Consider the following 20,672-nt stretch of genomic DNA (forward strand, 5'->3'; position numbering starts at 1 on the left):
ACAGCCAGCTCCAGGGCCGCCCGCCACAGCAAAGGATTGCCATGACCTTCGATTACAAGATTGCCGACATCTCCCTGGCCGAGGCAGGCCGCCACCAGATCCGCCTCGCCGAGCATGAGATGCCCGGACTGATGTCCCTGCGCGAGGAATTCGGCGCCAGCCAGCCGCTCAAGGGCGCCCGGATCGCCGGCTCGCTGCACATGACGGTGCAGACCGCCGTGCTGATCGAGACCCTCACCGCGCTCGGCGCCGAGGTCCGCTGGGCCTCCTGCAACATCTTCTCCACGCAGGACGAAGCCGCCGCCGCCGTTGTGGTCGGCGACGGCACGGTGGACGACCCCCGCGGCGTGCCCGTGTTCGCCTGGAAGGGCGAGACGCTGGCCGAATACTGGTGGACGGCCGAGCAGATCCTGACCTGGCCCGGCGCGGACAGCAATCCGGACCTGGGCCCGAACATGATCCTCGACGACGGCGGAGACGCCACCATGCTGGTCCACAAGGGCGTCGAGTTCGAAGCCCTCGGCACGGTCCCGGCCGCCGCGGACGACGAGTCCGAGGAAGGCCGCGTCTTCCTTGACGTGCTGCGCGCCTCGCTGCAGGCCGACCCGCAGAAGTGGACCCGGATCGGCTCCCGCCTGCTCGGCGTCACCGAGGAAACCACCACCGGCGTGCACCGCCTGTACCAGCTCGCGGAGCAGGGCAAACTGCTGTTCCCGGCCATCAACGTCAACGATTCGGTCACCAAGAGCAAGTTCGACAACAAGTACGGCATCCGCCACTCCCTGCCGGACGGCATCAACCGCGCCACCGACGTCCTGATGGGCGGCAAGGTCGCCGTCGTCTGCGGCTACGGCGACGTCGGCAAGGGCGCGGCCGAGGCCTTCCGCGGCCAGGGCTCACGCGTGATCGTCACCGAAATCGACCCCATCTGCGCGCTCCAGGCCGCCATGGACGGCTACCAGGTGGCAAAGCTGGAATCCGTCCTCAGCGAGGGCCACATCTTCATCACCACCACGGGCAACAAGGACGTCATCATGGCCGAGCACATGGCCGGCATGCGTGACAAGGCGATTGTGGGCAACATCGGCCACTTCGACAACGAGATCGACATGGCCGGACTGGCCCGGATCCCCGGCATCAAGAAGGTCGAGATCAAGCCGCAGGTCCACGAGTGGGTGTTCGACTCCGGCACGGGGGAGCAGCGTTCCATCATCGTGCTCTCCGAGGGCCGCCTGCTGAACCTCGGCAACGCCACCGGCCACCCGTCCTTCGTGATGAGCAACTCCTTCGCCAACCAGACCATCGCGCAGATCGAGCTCTTCACCAAGCGCGACCAGCCGGAGGGCGAACGGGAGTACGACAAGCAGGTCTACGTGCTGCCGAAGATCCTCGACGAGAAGGTGGCCCGGCTGCACCTCGACGCCCTCGGCGCCGAGCTCACCGAGCTGTCGAAGGAGCAGGCGGAGTACCTGGACCTGGAGGTCTCCGGCCCCTACAAGCCGGAGCACTACCGCTACTAGGACGCTCCCGCGCCAGGGCCCCGGCAGCGCCGCGGCGCCTGCGGACAACGAGCCCCGGACCGTGCCCAACCAGCCGGTCCGGGGCTCCTTTTGTAACCTGATCGTGCCACGGCCGGGGCCGTGGTGAGCTGCCGCTTCGCTTATGCTGGCATGAGGGAACCGCGAGCCCTGAGCTGGGCTTGCAGGCAAAATCTGCGGGGGAATACTGGAAGTGGCCATGACTGAAGACAGCGGGCACCGGCGCCGGAAGCCGGGACAGCGTCCCCGCAACACCGGGAAAATGCTGGCTGTCCTGGCCATCTGTGCGGCGGTCGGCGCGGGCGGCATCGGCGTCGCCACCGCCCCCGGCTGGGCCCACGCGGACATGCCCTCGGAGGCCTCGGCACCGATGCGGAACGTGTCCGGCCTTGCCGCGCCCGTCGTGAAGCCCGTGGAGCTGGGGGTCACCCCGACCGACGGTGCCAAAGGCGTCAACCCGGCCGCCCCGCCCTCGATCAAGGCGGTGAACGGCACGGTGAAGGACGTGGTGCTGGTCCCGGCCGCCGGAGGCGACCGTGTCCCGGGGACCACCAGTGCCGACGGCTCCACCTGGACGGCCGAGGACCCCCTCGAGTTCGACACGAAGTACAAGTACAGCTTCACCATCGTGGACCAGGCCGGGCGTGAGACCAAGAAGGCACAGACCTTCGGCACCGTCACCGCGGCCAATGAAGCGGATGCCGCCGTGTACCCGCTGAACGGGACAACCGTCGGCGCCGGCCAGCCCATCGAGATTGTGTTCAGCGAACCGGTGCTGAACAAGGAAGCGATGGAAAAGGCGGTCACCGTGACGTCAACCTCCGGCCAGCCCGTGGCATGGCGCTGGTATTCGGACCGCCGCGTCCGGATCCGGCCGGAAGCGTTCTGGGCGTCCAACAGTGTGATCACCTTGGACCTGAAGCTCTTCGGCGTCGATTTCGGCAACAAGATGATCGGCAACTCCGACTCCACGGTTTCCTTTAACGTCGGGCCGCAGCGCCTCGCCGTGGTGGACGACATCACCAAGACCATGAAGGTCTACTTCGACGGCCAGCTGGTCAAAACGGCTCCTGTCACGCTGGGGGGCGCCGACTGGCTCTCGCCGACCGGGTTCGCCGTCATCATGGAGCAGGAACGGACCTCCGACTTCAACGCCGGCAGCATCGGGCTCAAACCCGGCGACAAGGGCTACTACCCGCCCCTCACCGTCGAATACGCCAACCGGCTCACAAGCTCCGGCGTCTACGTCCACCAGGCCCTCCCCTCCGCGTATGGTGCGGTGGGCCGCGCCAACGTCTCGCACGGCTGCGTCGGCCTGCTCCCGGCGGACGCCGCCTGGTTCTTCAACAACATGAAGACCGGCGACGTGGTGCAGACCCTCAACACCGGAGCCCCCGCCGTGGAGCCGCTCGAGGGATTCGGCGACTGGAACATCCCTTGGGCGCAGTACGCCAAGCGCTGACGGCGCCGGAATCCGCCCGCGCCCCACGGGGTGGCACCTCGCCCGCGGCGAGGCTCTGGCGGTAGGCTCGGAAGCAGATATGTAGCGTTGCCGGGCCCCGGCCGGCGGCGCGGACACCTACGGAAGCGAAGCTGCAGTGACTGACTCAAGTCCCACCCCTCCGAACCGACAGGATCCGCCGCTGGATCCGGCCGACGATTCCGACGAACCCGCGTTCGACTGGATGAAGCCGAAGCCCGCGGACCAGCGTCCCCAGGCCGGAAGCCGCGCCGACCGCAAGGCCGCGGAAGCCGCCGTCGTGCCGGCATCAGACAGCGCAGTTCAGTCGGACAGCACCCCCTACAGCGAGCCGCTGCCCACCTCCGCCCTCCAGGTCCGGCCGCCGGAAGAGGAAGTGCAGCGCCGGAACGCCGAGCGTGAGCTCGCGGCGAAAGCCAAGCCCGTGGCACCGCGCGTGATGCAGGTCCTGCTGGCGGTATGCTTCCCCGTCATCCTGCTGGTGCTGGCCGTCCGCGCCGTCGCCAGCCCGTTGTTCCTCTGGGTGGAATACAACCGCCCCGGCTTCCCCGGCGACGGCTACGGTTTCAGCACTGACGACCGCATGACGTACGGCTCGTACGCCGTGGACTACCTCGGCAACTGGGCGGGCCCGCGCTACCTCGGCGAACTGGTCAACCGCAGCGGCGACCCGCTGTTCGGGAATGGGGAGGTCAGCCACATGGCAGACGTCAAGGTGGTCATCCTGTCCGCCTACGGCGCCGGTGCCCTGCTGGTACTGCTGAGCCTCATTGCAGTCATCTACCTGCGGCGCCGTACCCCCGGGGGAGTGCGGCGCGGACTCTTTGCCGGGTCCGTCATCGCCCTCACCGTCATCCTCAGCCTCGGCGTGCTGGCCGCGTTGGGCTGGGAGCAGTTCTTCGCCCAGTTCCACAGCATTTTCTTCGCATCCGGCACGTGGACGTTCGCGCTGCAGGACACGCTCATCCGGCTCTTCCCGGGCCAGTTCTGGGTGGACGGCGGCATCACCGTCGCCGGTCTGGTGCTGCTCGCCTCGCTGGTGACCCTCATCCTCACCTGGCCGACGCGCAAGCGCCGCGGGCTGCCGAAGCGCGGCGCAGCGGCCACTGAACCTGCAAACACTGAACCTGCAAACACTGACCCTGCGGCCACGGACTCCGCGGCCACCGACGGGGCTGACGAAGTTCCGACTGAGGCTGACGTCGACGCTGCCCCCGCCAAACGGTCCCGCTTCCGGCGGGACAGGTCCGGCACCTCGAGCACTGCCGGCGGCGCAGCCCCGGCAGGAGCATCCACCCCGGACACGGACGCCAGCGGGGCTTCGGGCGCCGCGGACGCCGGGACGCCCGGCACGCCGGCGCGGGGACACTCCAGCACCGTCTAGCGGCGCGGCGGAGGTCAGCCGTAGATCCGGTTGATCTCCGCTTCAAAATCGCGCACGACGGCGGCCCGCTTGAGTTTCAGCGACGGCGTCAGGTGCCCGGACTCCACGGTGAAGTCGGCGTCCAGTACAGCGAAGCTGCGGATCGACTCGGCCTGGGAGACCAGTGCGTTCGCCATGTCCACTGCCCGCTGCAGCTCGTTGCGGACCAGATCATTGCCGCTGGCTTCGGCGGGGCTCATCACGGGCACCTTGCGCGCGGCGCACCAGTTCTCCAGTCCTTCCGGATCCAGGTTGATCAGCGCCGACACAAACGGCCTGCCGTCCCCGACCACCACGGCCTGCAGCACCAGCTCGTGCTCGCGGATCTTTTCCTCCAGCGGGCCGGGGGCGACGTTCTTGCCGCCGGCGGTGACCAGCAGGTCCTTCTTCCGGCCCGTGATGCTCAGGAATCCGTCGCTGTCCAGGGACCCGAGGTCGCCGGTGCGGAAGAACCCGTCCGTGAACGCCTCCGCATTGGCTGCGGCATTGTTGTGGTACCCCTTGAACACGCCGATGCCCTTGACCAGGATCTCGCCGTCGTCCGCGACCCGGATGGTGGTGCCGGGCACCGGGATGCCCACCGTGCCCACTTTGGTCCGGGTGGGCGTGTTCGCGGTGCACGGGGCCGTGGTTTCGGTGAGGCCGTAGCCCTCAAGGACGGGGATACCCGCTCCCCGGAAGAAGTGGGCGTCGTGGAGGCCGAGCGGGCTCGCCCCGGACACCGTGTATCCGACCTGTCCGCCGAACGCCTGGCGCAGCTTCGGGTAGAACAGCCGGTCGAAGAGCGCGTGCTTGGCGCGGAGCACCAGTCCGGGGCCGGGGGTGGTGCCCCTGGCGGCGGCGTCCTGGGCCTTGGAGTAGTCGACGGCGACGGCGGCGGCCGACCCGAACAACCGCTCCTTGCCCGCGAGGGCAGCTTTGTGGGACGCCCCTGCGTAGATCTTCTCGAAGATACGGGGCACGACGAGCAGGAACGTCGGTTTAAAGCTGTCCAGGTCCTCCAGCAGGTCCTTGGCGGAGGCGGTGTGCCCCACGGTGCTGCCGGCGCTGAGGCAGATGACCTGGACGGCGCGGGCCAGGACGTGGGCCAGCGGCAGGAACATCAGGGTCCTGGTGCGGGGCTGCAGCAGGATTTCGGGAAGGAACAGCACGATGTTTTTGGCCACGAGGGCAAAATTGCCGTGCGTGATCTCGCAGCCCTTCGGCCGGCCCGTGGTGCCGGAGGTGTAGACCAGGGACGCGACGTCGTCGAGTCCGGCCGCGGAGCGGTGCCGTTCCAGTTCGGCGTCGCCGACCCCCGTGCCGGCGGCGGCCAGGCTGGCGAGGTTGGGCACGGCGCCGTCGTATTCCATCCGGACCACGGGGAGCACGGTGTCTCCAAGCAGCCCGGAGTTGTCCAGGACGGCCTGGACGAGGCGGCATTTGTCCTCGTTTTCGGCGAAGATGCGCCGCGCGCCGGAGTCGTGCAGGATCCATTCGACCTGGCTCGCCGAGGACGTTTCGTAGATGGGGACGGGCACGCCGCCGGCGAACCAGATGGCGAAATCCACCACGGTCCACTCGTACCGGGTGCCGGCCATCACCGCCACGGTTTCGCCGGGGGTGATGCCGCCGGCAATGAGGCCCTTCGCCAGTGCCCGGACCTGGTCCAGGAACTGCTGTGCGGTCACGTCGGCCCAGCCGGACGGTCCCTTGCGGGAATAGAGGGGATGCACCGGATCCTTGGCGTGCTGCTCCAGCAGCAGGTCGGTCACGTTGCTGCCCGGATCGAGCTCGACGAGCAGTCCGGTGCTTGCTTCTCTCACAGCGGTTTCTCCATTCCGGGCCGGCAGGGCGCAGGCTCACGCCCCCTGTAATCCTGCCCTAGATCCAGGACGGCATCCACATCCGGAACCGCCAGTCCTGGTAGGAGATGGTTTCGGCGGTCCAGACCGGATAGAAGAACGCCGAGACAACAACGGCCGTGACCACGAAGAGCGTGACGATGTAAAGCCCGGACCGCCGCCGCCACGGCGGGTCCGTGCGCTGCCCCAGGACCAGGCCCAGGCAGTAGACCAGGGCCAGCACCAGGAAGGGCTCGAACGACACGGCGTAGAAGTAGAACATGGTGCGTTCCGGGTACAGGAACCAGGGCAGGTAGCCGGCGGCCACGCCCGCCAGGACGGCCCCCGCACGCCAGTCGCGGCGCCCGGCCCACCAGAAGAGCAGAACACCCAGGCACACCGCCGCGCCCCACCAGATCACCGGGTTGCCGACCGACAGGATCGCTGTGGTGCAGCTGGCGGTGTCACAGCCCGGGCTGCCCTGCTTGGGGGACTCATAGAAGAAGGACGTGGGCCGGCCCAGCACCAGCCAGCTCCAGGCGCTGGCCTCGTAGGGGTGGTCCGAACTGAGGCCCTGGTGGAACTTGTAGGCCTCCAGATGGTAGTGCGCCAGGGACCGGACGGCGTCGGGCAGCCAGCCCCACTCCGCCGACGGAACGGTCTGGGCCCATTTCCGGAAGTAGGCGTCCGTGGACCGGAACCAGCCGGTCCACGTGGCCGCGTACACCGCGGCGGCCACCGGAACGATGCTGAGGAACGCGGGGATGCCGTCCTTGAGGATCCCGCCGCTGATCCACCCGTGGATCCCGGCGATCCGGCGGGCGCTGAGGTCCCAGAAGACGGTCAGCAGCCCGAAGCCGGCCAGGAAGAACAGCGCCGACCATTTGGTGCCGACGGCCAGGCCCAGGCACACGCCGGCGGCGAGCCGCCACCAGCGGATCCCGAGCCAGGGCCCGGACGCCAGCTGGAGCAGGGTGGGCCTCCCGTCCGGGGCGGCGGCGGCCTGCCGGCCGAGGCGGGCAGCGAGCCGCCTGCGGCCGTCGTCGCGGTCCATCAGCAGGGCTCCGAACGCGGCAAGGACCCAGAACATCAGGAAGATGTCCAGCAGGGACGTCCGGGACATCACCAGGTGGTGCCCGTCCACCGCCAGCAGCACGCCCGCCACGGCACCGAGGGTCAGCGAGCGGAAGAGCTTCTGGGCGATCAGCGCCAGCAGGAAGATGGACAGCGTGCCGGTCAGTGCCGCGCCGAAGCGCCAGCCGAAGGGATTGTCGGGGCCGAAAAGCCACATCCCCGCGGCGATCATCCACTTCCCGACCGGCGGGTGGACGACGTATTCCGGGGTGTCCAGCAGCACGCCGGGATTGCCGGCGACAAACGCCTCGTTGGCCTTGTCCGGCCAGGACCGTTCATAGCCGCTGACCAGGAACGAGTAGCCGTCCTTGACGTAGTAGGTCTCGTCGAAGACCAGGTTGCGGGGTGTATCCAGCCGCACAAAACGCAGGATCCCGCCGAGCACCGCGGTGAGGGTGGGGATCAGCCAGAACCACAGGCGGAGTCCGGGCGGATATTCCCGCCAGCTGCCCAGCCCGCCGATCAGGCGGTCCTTGAGGGCCCCGGGCGTAAACGCCTCCGCCGGGCGGCTGATCCAGCGGTGCCCCTCCAGGTTGCGTCCGGTGCTGGTGGCTGGGGGCGCCGATCCGGTGGAACCGGCGTCGACAGGCCGTGTGGAGGTCTGCGTCACGAAGCCCATGCTACCGTTCACGGCTGTGACTGCCGTTGCGGCGGCAGCGCCGCGCCCGCCGCCGGCAGTAGGCTGGAAGGGTGGATCCTCAACTCAGCACCTCCCCGACCCCTTCCGGCGACCAACCGGGCCCGGCAGCCGAAGGGCCGGGACGGATTGTGCTGGCGGGAACCCCGATCGGCAACACCGGCGACGCCACCTACCGGCTGATCGAACTCCTGACCACGGCAGACATCGTCGCGGCCGAGGACACGCGGCGCCTGCACCGCCTCGTCCAGAACCTCGGCATCACCGTGGCCGGCAGGATCATCAGCTACCACGAGCACAACGAGGCCGCCAAGACCGGCGAACTCCTGGACCAGGTGCGGGCCGGCAAGACCCTCGTGATGGTGACCGACGCCGGCATGCCGTCCGTCTCCGACCCCGGCTTCCGCCTGGTCGAAGGGGCCGTGGCGGCCGGCCTGACCGTCACCGCAGCGCCCGGCCCGTCCGCAGTGCTCACGGCGCTGGCACTCTCCGGCCTGCCGACCGACCGTTTCTGCTTCGAGGGGTTCCTCCCGCGTAAGGCCGGCGAACGGTCCTCGCGCCTCGCCGACCTCGACGCCGAACGCCGCACCATGGTCTTCTTCGAGGCCCCGCACCGCCTGGAACCGATGCTCCGCGCCCTGCGGGAGCGGTTTGGCGCCGACCGGCGCGCCGCCGTCTGCCGGGAACTGACCAAGACCTACGAAGAAGTCATCCGCGGAACCCTCCGCGAACTCCTGGAATGGGCCGAAACCAACGAGGTGCGCGGCGAGATCGCCGTCGTCGTGGGCGGAGCCCCCGAACGGGAGCCGGGCAAGCCCGAGGACCACGTGGCGGACGTCAACGCCCTCATTGCCCAGGGGATCCGGCTCAAGGAAGCGGTGGCCGCCGTCGCCGACGAGGCCCGGGTCAGCAAGCGCGAGCTCTACTCCGCCGTCCTCGCTGCCCGGTAGGCGGGCAGGCAGCCTTTGCTGTGCACCTGAACTGTACCCATGCTGTGCACCTGCACAGGGCACACCGGCCCGCGTAGTGCGCGGATGCGTAGACAGCCTGAAGAACCCGGCAGTACCGTGGCAGTAAATCCAGCGCCCCGGATAGTCATCGGGACAGCGCTGAACCCATCCCATCCACCCCGTATCGCTGACGAGGGAGTCAACCGTGACTGTTACTGCCCAGCCCATTGTTACCGCAGAGCGCGAGAGCGCCCTGCTGGCTTCTGTTCCCACCGGTCTGCTGATCGGCGGGCAGTGGCGTCCCGCAGCGTCCGGAAAGACGTTCGACGTGGAGGACCCCTCCACCGGCAAGGTCCTCCTGAGCATTGCCGACGCCGGACCCGAGGACGGCGCTGCCGCCCTGGACGCGGCAGCCGAGGCACAGGAGTCCTGGGCGAAAGTTCCGGCCCGTGAGCGCGGCGAAATCCTGCGCCGGGCCTTCGAGATGGTCACGGCCCGGGCCGAGGACTTCGCCCTGCTGATGACGCTGGAGATGGGCAAGCCGCTGGCCGAAGCCCGCGGCGAAGTCACCTACGGCGCGGAGTTCCTGCGCTGGTTCTCCGAGGAAGCAGTCCGCGCGTTCGGCCGCTACTCGGTGTCCCCGGACGGAAAGTCCCGGCTGCTGGTGACGAAGAAGCCGGTGGGCCCGTGCCTGCTGATCACCCCGTGGAACTTCCCGCTGGCCATGGCCACCCGCAAGGTGGCCCCCGCCGTCGCCGCCGGCTGCACCATGGTGCTGAAGTCCGCCAACCTGACGCCGCTGACCTCCCAGCTGTTCGCCGCCGTCATGCTGGAAGCCGGGCTCCCCGCCGGTGTGCTCAACGTGATCCCCACGTCCACGGCGGGTGCCACCACGGGTCCGCTGATCAAGGACTCCCGGCTCCGGAAGCTCTCCTTCACCGGCTCCACCGAGGTGGGCCGCCGGCTGCTCTCCGACGCGTCCGAGACGGTGCTGCGGACCTCGATGGAACTCGGCGGCAACGCCCCGTTCGTGGTGTTTGAAGACGCCGACGTCGACGCCGCTGTGGCCGGGGCCATGCTGGCCAAGCTCCGCAACATGGGCGAGGCCTGCACCGCAGCGAACCGGTTCATCGTGCACGAGTCCGTGGCCGATGAGTTCGCGGAGAAGTTCGCCGCGAAGATGGCTGACATGACCACGGCGCGCGGCACGGAGCCGGAGTCCAAGGTCGGCCCGCTGATCGACGCAAAGAGCCGCGACAAGGTCCACGAGCTGGTCTCCGACGCCGTGTCCGCCGGCGCCGTTGCGGTAACCGGCGGCGCCGCCGTCGAGGGACCGGGCTACTTCTACCAGCCCACCATCCTCAAGGGCGTCACCGAAGGTACCCGGATCCTGTCCGAGGAGATCTTCGGCCCGGTCGCGCCGATCATCACCTTCGATACCGAGGACGAGGCCGTCCGGCTGGCGAACAACACCGAGTACGGGCTGGTGGCCTACGTCTTCACGAAGGACCTCAACCGGGGCATCCGGATGGGCGAACGCCTCGAGACCGGCATGCTGGGCCTCAACGCCGGCGTCGTCTCCAACGCCGCAGCCCCCTTCGGCGGGGTCAAGCAGTCCGGCCTGGGCCGTGAGGGCGGACTCGAGGGCATCGAGGAATACCTCTACACCCAGTACATCGGCATCGCGGACCCCTACGCGGTATAGGTCCGCAGGCGGCCAGGTCCGCCGCTGAGGCGGCTCAGCTCCCGCGGGACCGGCGCTCCCGGCGCACGGCCCCGCGGGTGCTGGACCAAACACCGGCGAGACCGCGCCCTGCGCGCCGCCCTGCGCGTTGCGCTGCACGCCGGACCGCTCGGAACGGCGCCACCACGGCAGCGCGCCAGCTGGCCATCACCGAGGGCGGCAGCCACGCCGCTCGGAACCGCGCCAGCGGCCTGGCATGGGCGCCCAGCGATCCCCGGACCGCTGCGATCCGGCGCCCGGCCTCCGTCCCCCCGCCGGCCGTCCCGGCCGCAGCAGTTTCAGGGGCAGCAGTTTCAGGCACATGGTCCGCGCCCGACGGCGGGGGCCCGTACTGGCGGCGTTCAAAGTCCGCGGTGAGGGACCGCACGGCCCGGTGGCTGTCCGCGTCCGCGCCGTCCGGGTCGCCGAGTGCGCCGGAGGAGCGCAGCCGGTCGGAGAAATGCCGCGGGGTCTCACTGGGCCGGGGCGGCACACCGAAGTCCATGGCAAGGTCCCGCAGCTCCGCCCAGCCCAGCACGGCTGCGGCACCGCCCTGGTCAGCGCCCAGCCGGCGCCGGCGCCGCGCAGTGCGCGCCAGCCGCGGGGAGGCCAGCAGCAGCCCGAGGAGCAGCACCGCCCCGGCGCCGTACAGAACGGGCAACAGGCGGACGGCCGGATCCGCCGGGGCCGCAGCACCCGGCAGCGGCAGCGGCGCCACTGTGGGCTGCGGCGCGGGGTTGGCGCTGATGCTGGGGAGCAGGCCGTCATTGTTTTCGTTCGTGCTGGCACCGCTCGGGGCCTGGGCCTCGATGGCGTAGGACGGGACGGCGCCGCGGGACGGGGTCGGTTCAAAGGGCACCCAGCCCAGCCCCTGGAAATACAGTTCCGGCCACGCGTGCGCGTCGCGGCCGTCGACCTCGTATTCGGGCAGGGCGCCCTGGCCCCCGATCGAGACCGTGCCGCCCGTGGACCGGCCCGGGGCGTAGCCGACGGCAATACGGCTGGGGATGCCTTCCAGCCGGGCCATCACGGCCATGGCGGACGCGAAGTGGATGCAGTATCCGCTCTTCTGGTTCAGGAAGTCCGCCAGGACGGAGAGCCCGTTGCCGTCGTAGCCGCCCTGCACCGGGGACTGCAGTGAATAGGTGAATTCGATCGACCGCAGGTACCGCTGGATGGCCATGGCCCGCGCGTAGGCGGTGGTGCTTCCCTCCGTGACGGTCTGGGCGGTGGTGCGCACAATGTCCGGAACGTTGTCCGGGATGGCGGTGAACTGCTCGGGAACGCCCTGCACCGGACCGTTGGCCTGGGCCAGCAGGTCCGGGGTGAGCTGCGGGGACGCGGAGAGCACCACGTACTGCTGGTTGCGGGAGTTGGTATCCACCCCCTTGATGCTCAGCGTGGCGGGGTCCCAGCTCCACCGCCCGGTGAGGCCGTTGACGGCCTCGGGGGCGTACGGCGCGGGCAGGTAGGGGCTGGTGAACTGGCCGGTGTCGACGGCGGTGACCACACGGACTTCCGCTGCCGCGGGCTCCAGGCCCGTTTCCATCCGGCCCGTGCCCAGCCGCCGGGTGCTGTCGCGGTCATCCGGCGCCCAGGTCTCCCCGTTGAAGTTGTCCACGGTCACTGACCGCAGGTAGGGGGCGGCCGGCGCGTTGGTGGCATAGGTGATGCGGCCCTCCCCGCTGGGGCTGCGCAGGCTGTTGCCCAGGCTGATCATCGGGTTGAGCCCGGTGGCCGTGCCGAAGGGGTTGAGCCGGGAGCCCTGCGGGAACGTGCCCTGGTCAAATCCCGGGATGACGAGCTGCAGCAGGAGGGTCACGGTCAGCGCCAGGGCCCCGGTCATGGCACCGCGGCGGAACTGGCCGGGATTCCGTGCGGTGTCGGCGCCGGTCCGCGGGTCGGGCGCGAACCAGTGGCTGACGGCGAGGATCATCAGGAAGCCGGCGGTGGCGCCGGCGAAGCCCAGCACGCCGACGCTTTGCGGCTTGATCATCGCGGGGACGACCAGGATGGCGAGGATCCCCAGCCCGCTCGTCGCCGGGAGGGCCAGCGGGTAGGCGAGGGCATCGATCAGGATCACCAGGAGCCCCAGGACGGCGCAGACCACCAGGACGATCCCGGCATTGGGCGCCACGGGGGCGCTTTCCGCCAGGACGGTTTCGCTGGCCCGGCGCAGGTACCGGCCCACCTGCGGAAGGGTCTGGCCGGAGGGGATGAAGCCAAGAATGCTGTGCGGCCGGAAGAAGGTAAATGTCAGGATCAGCACCATCGCCGCCAGGGCACCGGCCGTGACAAAGACACTGCGCCACCGGAGCGCGCGGAGCCCGGCCATGGTGAACGCCACCGTGAGGACGGTCGAGAGCACGGGGGAGTACCAGGCCCAGCCGCGCAGCACCCCGTTGAGTCCCAGCGCGGCCCCGGCGACGGCGGCGGCCACCGATACGGCCATGAGCCACGGCTGCGCCCCCGCCTTCGTCCGGGGTTGCTGCCGCCCCGGGGACCCCGGTGCGAGGAAGGAACCGCTCTCTGCGGGTGCTCCGGACTGGCCGGGGCGCCCGCCCGCGCTGCGCTGGGGTGTCAGTGTCATCGCCGGGCCCCCGCTCCGCGCCGGACATCGGCGGCACCGGCCAGCGGCGCCGCCCCGCCGTCGTCGAAGGCAGACCAGGCAGCAGCAAGGGGCGTGGACGGGGCCGCGGCGACCGCACGCCAGCCGCCGAGCCGGAGGATGCCGAGCACCTCGTCCAGGTCCCCGGGCCGCTCCGTGACCACCAGGGCAAAGGCGTTGGCGGCGTACCCGGCGGCGGGGGACAGCGCACGGGCCTCGGCCGGCGTGAGGTTTCCCAGGATCGCCAGGACCGGCCCGCGCATCCGGTGCGCAGCCAGCTTGTCCATCAGCCGGTCATCGAACGGCTGGGGGCCCGCCTCGGCACCGGAGGGGTGGCGGGGAGCCCGGCGGGACGCCGGATCCCTGTGGCCGTGGTGGGACCCGGACAGCTGGATCGCCGCCAGGGCCTCGGCGACGGACTGCAGGCCGGACGCGCCGGCGTATTCCTCGGCGTCCGGCTCGGGGGCCGACCGGGAATGCTGGAAGGCAGGCTCCCCGGCAACGTCGAGGAAGCGCAGCGCGTAATTGCGCTCGGCGAGGTGCGCGGCGATCGACACAGCGGCCGTCACGGCCCATTCGAAGGCGTCGGTGGTGACGAGCTCGTGGCTGTCCGGGCCGAACGTGCCGCGGTGGTCAGCACTGCGGTGGTCGGCTCCCCGGTGGTCCGCGCCGCGGGTAAAGGCGGCGAGCCGCTGGTCCAGGATGACGGTCGCTTCCGGAGTGGTGACCGACTCCTCCTGGCGGACCATCAGCTCCCCGTGCCGGGCGGTTGCCGCCCAGTGCACCCGGCGCATCGGGTCGCCGTGGCGGTATTCCCTGGTCATCACGTCGTCATCGCTCGGGTTCGCCCGGATGCGCGTGGCGGTGACGCCGTCATGCCCCCGGGCGCCGGCCAGGCCGGTGGCCGGAAGTTCGACGGCGGCGGGGGTCACCGTGAGGATGTCGCCGTCGTCGATGGCATGTCGGTGCAGCGAGAGCCCGAAGGGGTCGCTGAACTCGGCCGTCACCGGACCGATCAGGAACTGGCCGCGTTTGCCGGAGCGGAGGTGGTACTCGTAGCGGCTGGTCCTGCCCTCGGCTGTCCGGGCCGGGAACCGGAACACGGGGGACTCCCCGAACCGGGCGGGCAGGCGCTCTTCCATGAGGGCCTGGCCGGAGCCGGTTCCGGTCCGGGCGACCGCCAGCCGGACGGTGGTGGTGGCGGAGGTCTCCACGCTGGCGGGGCTGAACTCGCGGTAAACCTGGAAATTCGGCTTCAGCGCGCGGGTTCCGGCCAGCGACAGCAGCGGCAGGACCACCAGGAGGATGGCCAGCGCCAGCAGGTCCCGGCGCCCCATGATCTGGGCGGCCAGCAGGAAGACCGCGCCGGCGCCCAACAGTCCCCAGCCGCGGTTGGTGAAGATGTGCTTCGGGAACCGGTCGATCAGCGCCACAGCCGGGGCACCCCTAGCGGCGGTTCTGCAGCGTGGCGGCCGGTGCGGCCGCCGTGCCGCGGGCGCCCTGGCCGGCGGAGGCGGGCCCCGCCCCTGCCATGTCCGGGCTGACCGGGATTCGAGCCAGGATGGCGCGGATGACGCTCTGCGGGGTCTCGCCCGTACTGGCGGCTTTCCGGTCCAGGATGATCCGGTGGGCGAGCACGGATTCGGCAACGCTGACGACGTCGTCCGGCAGCACGAAGTCCCGTCCGTCCAGGGCCGCGGTGGCTTTGGCCGCGCGGAGCAGCTGGAGCATGGACCGGGGGCTCGCGCCCAGCCGGAGCAGGCCGCTTTCCCGCGTCGCCCGGCCCAGGGACACCGTGTAGTCCTTGATCGACTGGGAGACATAGACCTGCCGCACGGTTTCGATCATGGCGGCCACCTCGGCGGCGGTGACGACGGCGGTGACCTTGGCCAGCGGGGACGCAGCCTGGTGGGTCTCCAGCATCTCCATCTCGGCCTCCTTGTCCGGATACCCCATGGAGATACGCGCCATAAAACGGTCCCGCTGTGCCTCCGGGAGCGGGTAGGTCCCTTCCATCTCAATCGGGTTCTGCGTGGCCACCACCATAAAAGGCTCGTCCAGCTTGTAGGACTTCCCGTCCACGGTGACCTGGTGCTCCTCCATGCATTCCAGCAGCGCCGACTGGGTCTTCGCCGAGGCCCGGTTGATTTCATCGCCGATAACGATGTTCGCGAAGACCGCACCGGGCCGGAACTCAAAGGACCGGGAAGCCTGGTTGTAGATGGACACCCCGGTGACATCGGAGGGGAGCAGGTCAGGGGTGAACTGGATGCGGCTCACCGAGCAGTCAATGGTGCGGGCCAGCGTCTTCGCCAGCAGTGTCTTGCCGACCCCGGGCACGTCCTCGAGGAGCAGGTGCCCCTGGGCCAGCAGCACGGTGAGGGCCAGCTTGGCCGCATCCGCCTTGCCGTCGATCACCGTATTGATGGCGGCCAGGATGTCCCTGCTGGCGGAGCTGAACGCCTCCGGGTCCATGGCAGCCGGCGGCTGCCCCTGGCGCGGGGTTCCCGGGCGGCCGGACGCGGCGGACCCGTCCCTGAGGCCCTGGCCCTCGGGGAGGGCTTCGTCTAGGGAGGTGCGCTGGTAATCCATCGGTAGCCTTTCAGCCCTGGTGGTACCCGGGACGGGTCAGTTGTGGTTGTACGGCCACTGCCAATAACAGCGTACTCACACAACTGCCGGGCCTGACAGAGAGTTCCGGGCAAATATCCGGCAGCCAGCAGGGAGGGGAAGCGACAGCGGAAATAGCGCGGCTGCGTTAATACGTGCACGGGGGCATTTACCCGGCTCCGGCGGCCTTCGCTAGGGTAGGAGGATGCACAATCCCCTGACCCCCGTCCCCTTCCGTGCGTCCGGCAGCGATGGCTCCGGCCGGCAGGGATACCCGCCGGCGCCGGAGCCGCTCCCGGTGCCGGTCATGGACAACCACACCCACCTGGATTTCCCGTGGGATGGGGAGCCGCGGGTCAGCATCGCCGATGCGCTGGATGCCGCCGAAGCCGTCGGGGTGCGCGGCGCGGTGCAGGTGGGATGCGACCTTGAGTCGTCCCGGTTCACGGTGCAGGCCGTGGAGCAGGACCGGCGGCTGCTGGGCGCCGTCGCCCTCCACCCCAATGACGCTCCGGAGTACGCCGCCCGCGGCGAACTCGAAGGCGCCCTGGCCGAGATCGAGGCGCTCGCGGCGCACCCCCGGATCCGGGCGATCGGCGAGACCGGGCTGGATTTCTTCCGCACCGAGGGGGAGGGGCTGGTCCACCAGCGCTACTCCTTCCGCCGCCACATTGACATCGCCAAGCGGCTCGGGCTGACGCTGCAGATCCATGACCGCGACGCCCATGACGACGTCGTCCAGGTGCTGCGGGAGGAAGGCGCCCCCGAGCGGGTGGTGTTCCACTGCTTCTCCGGCGGGGAGGAGCTGGCCCGGATCTGCAACACCGAGGGCTGGTACATGTCCTTCGCCGGGACCATAACGTTCAAAAACGCCGCCAACCTGCGTGCCGCGCTGGCCCTCGCTGAGCCGGAACGGATCCTGGTCGAGACCGATGCGCCGTTCCTCACGCCGCACCCGCACCGGGGCCGGCCGAACGCCAGCTACATGGTCCCGTACACCGTCCGCGCCATGGCCGAATTGACTGGATGGGAACTCTCGGAACTGTGCGCGGGAATCACGGAAAATACCGTGCGCGCCTACGGATCCTGGGACCAATACGACGAAAATTGACTCCGGTCATTGGATACCGGGTATGCATAATTTGTTGGCTGGTTTATAACGCTCCGGTTACAGTGGTCAACTATTAGCCGGGGTCGGGGAAGGCCATCGGATAATTTCTCTCCTGCAGGGCGCGCATCGTGGCCAACGAACCATGGGCGCGCTCTCGTTTGTGAGCTGGCAGTGCACTCAGCTGCCGCGGACTCAACGCACCGCCTGCGGTGCTGCCTCCGGGCTGTCTGCGGTAGTCGGTTTCGTGCGCTTTTCCCCGTGCCCGGATGGTCCAAGAGATATGGGCAATCGTGGTCAAGTTCTTTACATCGGATGGCAAGTTCAGCTTCGTCAAAGTCGGCACCCAACTCGTCGTCCTTGTGGCGCTCGTGCTGGGTCTTGTCGCCTTCGTCGGCAACAACAAGACGGTCACCCTCAACGTCGACGGCAAAGTGAGTTCAGTCCAGACCTTCGGCGGTACCGTCGGCCAGGTGGTCAAGGGCGCCAACCTCGAACTCCAGCCCTCCGACAAGGTCTCGCCAGCCACGGACTCCCATGTACAGGACGGTTCCGTCATCAACGTCAACCTCGCCAAGGCCGTCAAGGTCAGCCTGGACGGCGCGGAGCGGACCATCAACACCACCGCGCCCACGGTCGAGGGCCTCGTGACGGAACTCGGTGTCGCCAGCGCCTCGGAGCTTTCCGTTCCGAAGGATGCGCAGCTCTCCGTGTCCGGTTCCTTCGTGTCCATCTCGACGCCGAAGACCGTAAGCATCGTCGCTGACGGCAAGGCCGAGACGACCACCACCACCGCCCCCAGCGTCTCCCAGGTGCTTGCCGACGCCGGCATCACCCTCGGTGCCAGCGACCGGGTGTCGCAGCCGGGCAACGCCCCTGTGGTCAATGACATGGTGATCAAGGTTTCCCGGGTGGACGTCAGCCAGACCGCAGAGGCAACCGAGCCCGTGCCGTTCGAAACCCTCACCACCGAAGACCCAGCACTGACCAAGGGCGAGAAAAAGGTGACCCAGGCCGGCGTGGCCGGCACCATCAACAAGAGCTTCAAGCTGGTCCTCGTGGACGGCCGGGAAGCGTCCCGCACCCTGGTGGCGCAGTCCGTCAGCACCCAGCCGGTCACCGAAAAGGTCACCATCGGCACCAAGCCCAAGCCTGCCGCCCAGTCCGGCGGCGCCAACACCGGCGCCGCAGCCCCCGCCATGATGAACGAGGCCATGTGGGACAAGATCGCCCAGTGCGAGTCCACGGGCAACTGGAGCAGCAACACCGGCAACGGCTACTACGGCGGACTGCAGTTCGACATCCGGACCTGGCTTGGATCCGGCGGCGGCGCTTACGCCCCCAACGCCAGCCTAGCCACCAAGGCCCAGCAGATCGACATCGCCAACCGCGTCTACGCACAGCGCGGCCTGCAGCCCTGGGGCTGCGGCTGGGCAGCCAGCCGCTAGAGGCACAGCGCCAGCTTCCCGGCTCCTGCCGGGGGACGGCATCCACGGCATCCGCAGCAGTTGACCACAGCGGCGGACGCCCCGGCGAAGGCCGGGTCCGGTTTCCGGGCCCGGCCTTCGCCGTGCCCGGCTGTTGATACCCGGCTGTCGCGAGGGCTGGCTGTTGATGCCCGGCTGTCGCCAGGCCCGGCGGAGCGGCGGGATAGGATACCTAGGTGACTGAACCGACCCCCTCCGCGCCGGCACCCCTCCTGGGCGCCTCCGACATCCGCAGGCTGGCCGAGGAAATCGGGGTCCGGCCCACCAAAACCCTCGGCCAGAACTTCGTCATCGACGGCAACACGATCCGCAGGATCGTCGCCGCCGCAGACATCCACCCGGACGAGACCGTCCTCGAAGTCGGGCCCGGGCTGGGATCCCTCACCCTGGGCCTCCTGGACGCCGCCCGGTCCGTCGTCGCCGTCGAGATCGATCCGGTCCTGGCCGGCAAGCTGCCCGGCACCGTCGCCCAGTGGCGGCCGGAGGCCGTGGACAATTTCCACCTGGTCCTCGCCGACGCCATGCAGGTCACCGAGCTCCCCGTCGAGCCCACCGCGCTGGTGGCGAATCTGCCCTACAACGTTGCCGTCCCCGTGGTGCTGCACCTGCTGCAGCACTTTCCCAGCCTCCGGCACGGCCTGGTGATGGTCCAGGACGAGGTGGCCGACCGGCTCGCCGCCGGCCCCGGGTCCAAGACGTACGGTGTTCCCTCGGTCAAGGCGGCCTGGTACAGCAGCATGCGCAAAGCCGGTGTGATCGGCATGAACGTCTTCTGGCCGGCGCCCAAGATCCACTCCGGTCTGGTGGCCTTCACCCGCCGTGAACCACCCGCCACCACCGCCACCCGGGAGCAGGTGTTCGCCGTCATCGACGCCGCCTTCGCCCAGCGGCGCAAGACCCTCCGCGCCGCCTTGGCGGGATGGGCCGGTACCGCGGCAGAGGCCGAGCGCTGCCTACGCGCTGCCGGCGTCGACCCCACCGCCCGCGGTGAAGTGATCGACATCGCCGCGTTTTCCCGGATCGCGGAAGCGCGGGAACAGCCGGCCCACTGAGGCCTGCGGCGCGCCGGCGAGGGCGCCCCCGGCCCGGCGCCCTGCTTGGAGCCTGACCCCGCCATGCCATAGCGTGGAGCCATGAACGCAGTGAGAGGGCGCTTTGCCGCGAGGACTGTCCGGGTCAAGGCTCCCGGCAAGATCAACGTCTCACTCGACGTCGGGCCCCTGCGCGCAGACGGGTACCACTCCGTAGCCAGCGTCTACCTCGCCGTCTCCCTCTACGAGGAAGTCGCCGCCACCAGCACGGACACCGGGGACATCACCGTCAGCATCAGCCCGGCCAGCACCCTCAACCTCGACGGAGTGGACATTCCCCTGGATGAGCGGAACCTTGCGTACAAGGCCGCCGCCATCATGGCCGACGTCTCGGAGCACTCCACCGGCGTCCACCTGGAAATCACCAAGCGCGTGCCCGTGGCCGGCGGCATGGGCGGCGGCTCAGCCGACGCTGCCGCCACCCTGCTGGCCTGCGACGCGCTGTGGAACAGCGGGTTGTCCCGCGACGAACTGGCCCACCTGGCGGCCGAACTTGGCGCCGACGTTCCGTTTTCCCTGCTCGGCGGGACAGCCGTGGGGCTGGGCCTGGGTGACGAGCTCTCTCCGGCCCTCGTCAAGGCGCAGACTGACTGGGTGCTGGTGGCCGCGGACTACGGCCTGCCCACTCCCGAGGTCTACCGGACCCTGGACCGGCTGCGCGCTGCCGAAGAGGCGCAGGTCGAGGAACCCGTGGCGGTGGACCCCCTGATCCTCCAGGCCCTGCGCGGCGGCGACGCCGATGCCTTGAGCCGGGTCCTGGTCAACGACCTCCAGCGCGCGTCCATCGAACTGGCGCCCGGGCTCCGGGACACCCTCGGGCTCGGGGAATCCCTGGGGGCGATCGCCGGGATTGTGTCAGGGTCCGGGCCCACGGTGGCGATGCTGGCCCACAGCCCGGCGGCGGCAGAGGGACTCGCCGAGGACCTCCGGCACCACGGCCTGGACGCCCTGGCGGTGCACGGGCCGGTTCACGGCGCGCGCATCATCTCCGATACGCTCCTTTAATAGGATTGTCTGAGGCGTTCCGTGGTCCGCACAGCCCTGAAGGGGTTGGAACGAT

General features: G+C 69.6%; 14 protein-coding genes. 9 read left to right on the forward strand and 5 right to left on the reverse strand.

What is annotated here, in order from left to right; translation table 11 throughout:
* Positions 1-41: 41 nt before the first annotated feature.
* From ahcY to AR539_RS07500, 3 genes are all read left to right on the forward strand, one after another.
* Complete coding sequence (gene ahcY, locus AR539_RS07490) at positions 42-1,520, forward strand: adenosylhomocysteinase (protein ID WP_066434318.1); 1,479 nt, start codon at positions 42-44, stop codon at positions 1,518-1,520.
* Positions 1,521-1,737: 217 nt separating this feature from the next.
* Positions 1,738-3,000 (forward strand): L,D-transpeptidase, encoded by a 1,263-nt coding sequence (locus tag AR539_RS07495; RefSeq protein WP_066434320.1) that lies wholly within the window; start codon positions 1,738-1,740, stop codon positions 2,998-3,000.
* 136 nt (positions 3,001-3,136) lie between these two features.
* Positions 3,137-4,402 carry a TIGR01906 family membrane protein gene (locus tag AR539_RS07500; RefSeq protein ID WP_082699239.1) on the forward strand — a complete coding sequence of 422 codons (1,266 nt, stop codon included), beginning with the start codon at positions 3,137-3,139 and terminating at the stop codon, positions 4,400-4,402.
* A gap of 14 nt (positions 4,403-4,416) precedes the next feature.
* Here the strand turns inward: AR539_RS07500 and AR539_RS07505 are convergent, their stop codons facing one another.
* Entirely contained in the window at positions 4,417-6,246 is a 1,830-nt protein-coding gene (locus AR539_RS07505) for an AMP-dependent synthetase/ligase (protein ID WP_066434324.1), read from the reverse strand.
* A gap of 58 nt (positions 6,247-6,304) precedes the next feature.
* Positions 6,305-8,017, reverse strand: a complete 1,713-nt coding sequence (locus AR539_RS07510; protein ID WP_066434325.1) for a dolichyl-phosphate-mannose--protein mannosyltransferase — start codon at positions 8,015-8,017, stop codon at positions 6,305-6,307.
* A 71-nt stretch (positions 8,018-8,088) separates the two neighbouring features.
* On the opposite strand from AR539_RS07510, the gene rsmI reads away from it, so the two are divergent.
* Positions 8,089-8,985: a 16S rRNA (cytidine(1402)-2'-O)-methyltransferase gene (gene rsmI / locus AR539_RS07515; protein ID WP_066434327.1), complete on the forward strand. Its 897-nt coding sequence runs from the start codon at positions 8,089-8,091 to the stop codon at positions 8,983-8,985.
* 205 nt (positions 8,986-9,190) lie between these two features.
* Complete coding sequence (locus tag AR539_RS07520) at positions 9,191-10,690, forward strand: NAD-dependent succinate-semialdehyde dehydrogenase (RefSeq protein WP_066434329.1); 1,500 nt, start codon at positions 9,191-9,193, stop codon at positions 10,688-10,690.
* 34 nt (positions 10,691-10,724) lie between these two features.
* On the opposite strand, the gene AR539_RS07525 is transcribed toward AR539_RS07520, so the two are convergent.
* From AR539_RS07525 to AR539_RS07535, 3 genes are read right to left on the reverse strand one after another with little or no spacing between them, the layout of a single operon-like run.
* A complete protein-coding gene (locus AR539_RS07525) occupies positions 10,725-13,298 on the reverse strand; it encodes a transglutaminase TgpA family protein (RefSeq protein ID WP_066434330.1) in 2,574 nt (857 codons plus the stop codon).
* On the reverse strand, positions 13,295-14,749 hold the full coding sequence (locus AR539_RS07530) for a DUF58 domain-containing protein (protein WP_066434331.1): 1,455 nt from the start codon (positions 14,747-14,749) through the stop codon (positions 13,295-13,297). The genes AR539_RS07525 and AR539_RS07530 overlap by 4 nt, the downstream gene beginning before the upstream one ends.
* 13 nt (positions 14,750-14,762) lie before the next feature.
* Positions 14,763-15,908 (reverse strand): AAA family ATPase, encoded by a 1,146-nt coding sequence (locus tag AR539_RS07535; protein WP_066434332.1) that lies wholly within the window; start codon positions 15,906-15,908, stop codon positions 14,763-14,765.
* 223 nt (positions 15,909-16,131) lie between these two features.
* On the opposite strand from AR539_RS07535, the gene AR539_RS07540 reads away from it, so the two are divergent.
* The 4 genes from AR539_RS07540 (at position 16,132) to AR539_RS07555 (ending at position 20,617) form a co-directional block, all read left to right on the forward strand.
* On the forward strand, positions 16,132-17,037 hold the full coding sequence (locus AR539_RS07540) for a TatD family hydrolase (RefSeq protein ID WP_066434335.1): 906 nt from the start codon (positions 16,132-16,134) through the stop codon (positions 17,035-17,037).
* Positions 17,038-17,303: 266 nt separating this feature from the next.
* Positions 17,304-18,482, forward strand: coding sequence for a resuscitation-promoting factor (locus tag AR539_RS07545; RefSeq protein WP_231728526.1), 1,179 nt, complete (start codon positions 17,304-17,306; stop codon positions 18,480-18,482).
* 215 nt (positions 18,483-18,697) lie between these two features.
* The gene (gene rsmA, locus AR539_RS07550; protein ID WP_066434341.1) at positions 18,698-19,573 is read left to right on the forward strand and encodes a 16S rRNA (adenine(1518)-N(6)/adenine(1519)-N(6))-dimethyltransferase RsmA; all 876 of its coding nucleotides are present in this window, start codon (positions 18,698-18,700) and stop codon (positions 19,571-19,573) included.
* Between the two features lie 81 nt (positions 19,574-19,654).
* The gene (locus AR539_RS07555) at positions 19,655-20,617 is read left to right on the forward strand and encodes a 4-(cytidine 5'-diphospho)-2-C-methyl-D-erythritol kinase (protein WP_066434343.1); all 963 of its coding nucleotides are present in this window, start codon (positions 19,655-19,657) and stop codon (positions 20,615-20,617) included.
* Positions 20,618-20,672 lie beyond the last annotated feature (55 nt).

This window comes from Arthrobacter sp. EPSL27 (assembly GCF_001512305.1).
In the GTDB taxonomy this organism is placed as follows: domain Bacteria; phylum Actinomycetota; class Actinomycetes; order Actinomycetales; family Micrococcaceae; genus Arthrobacter.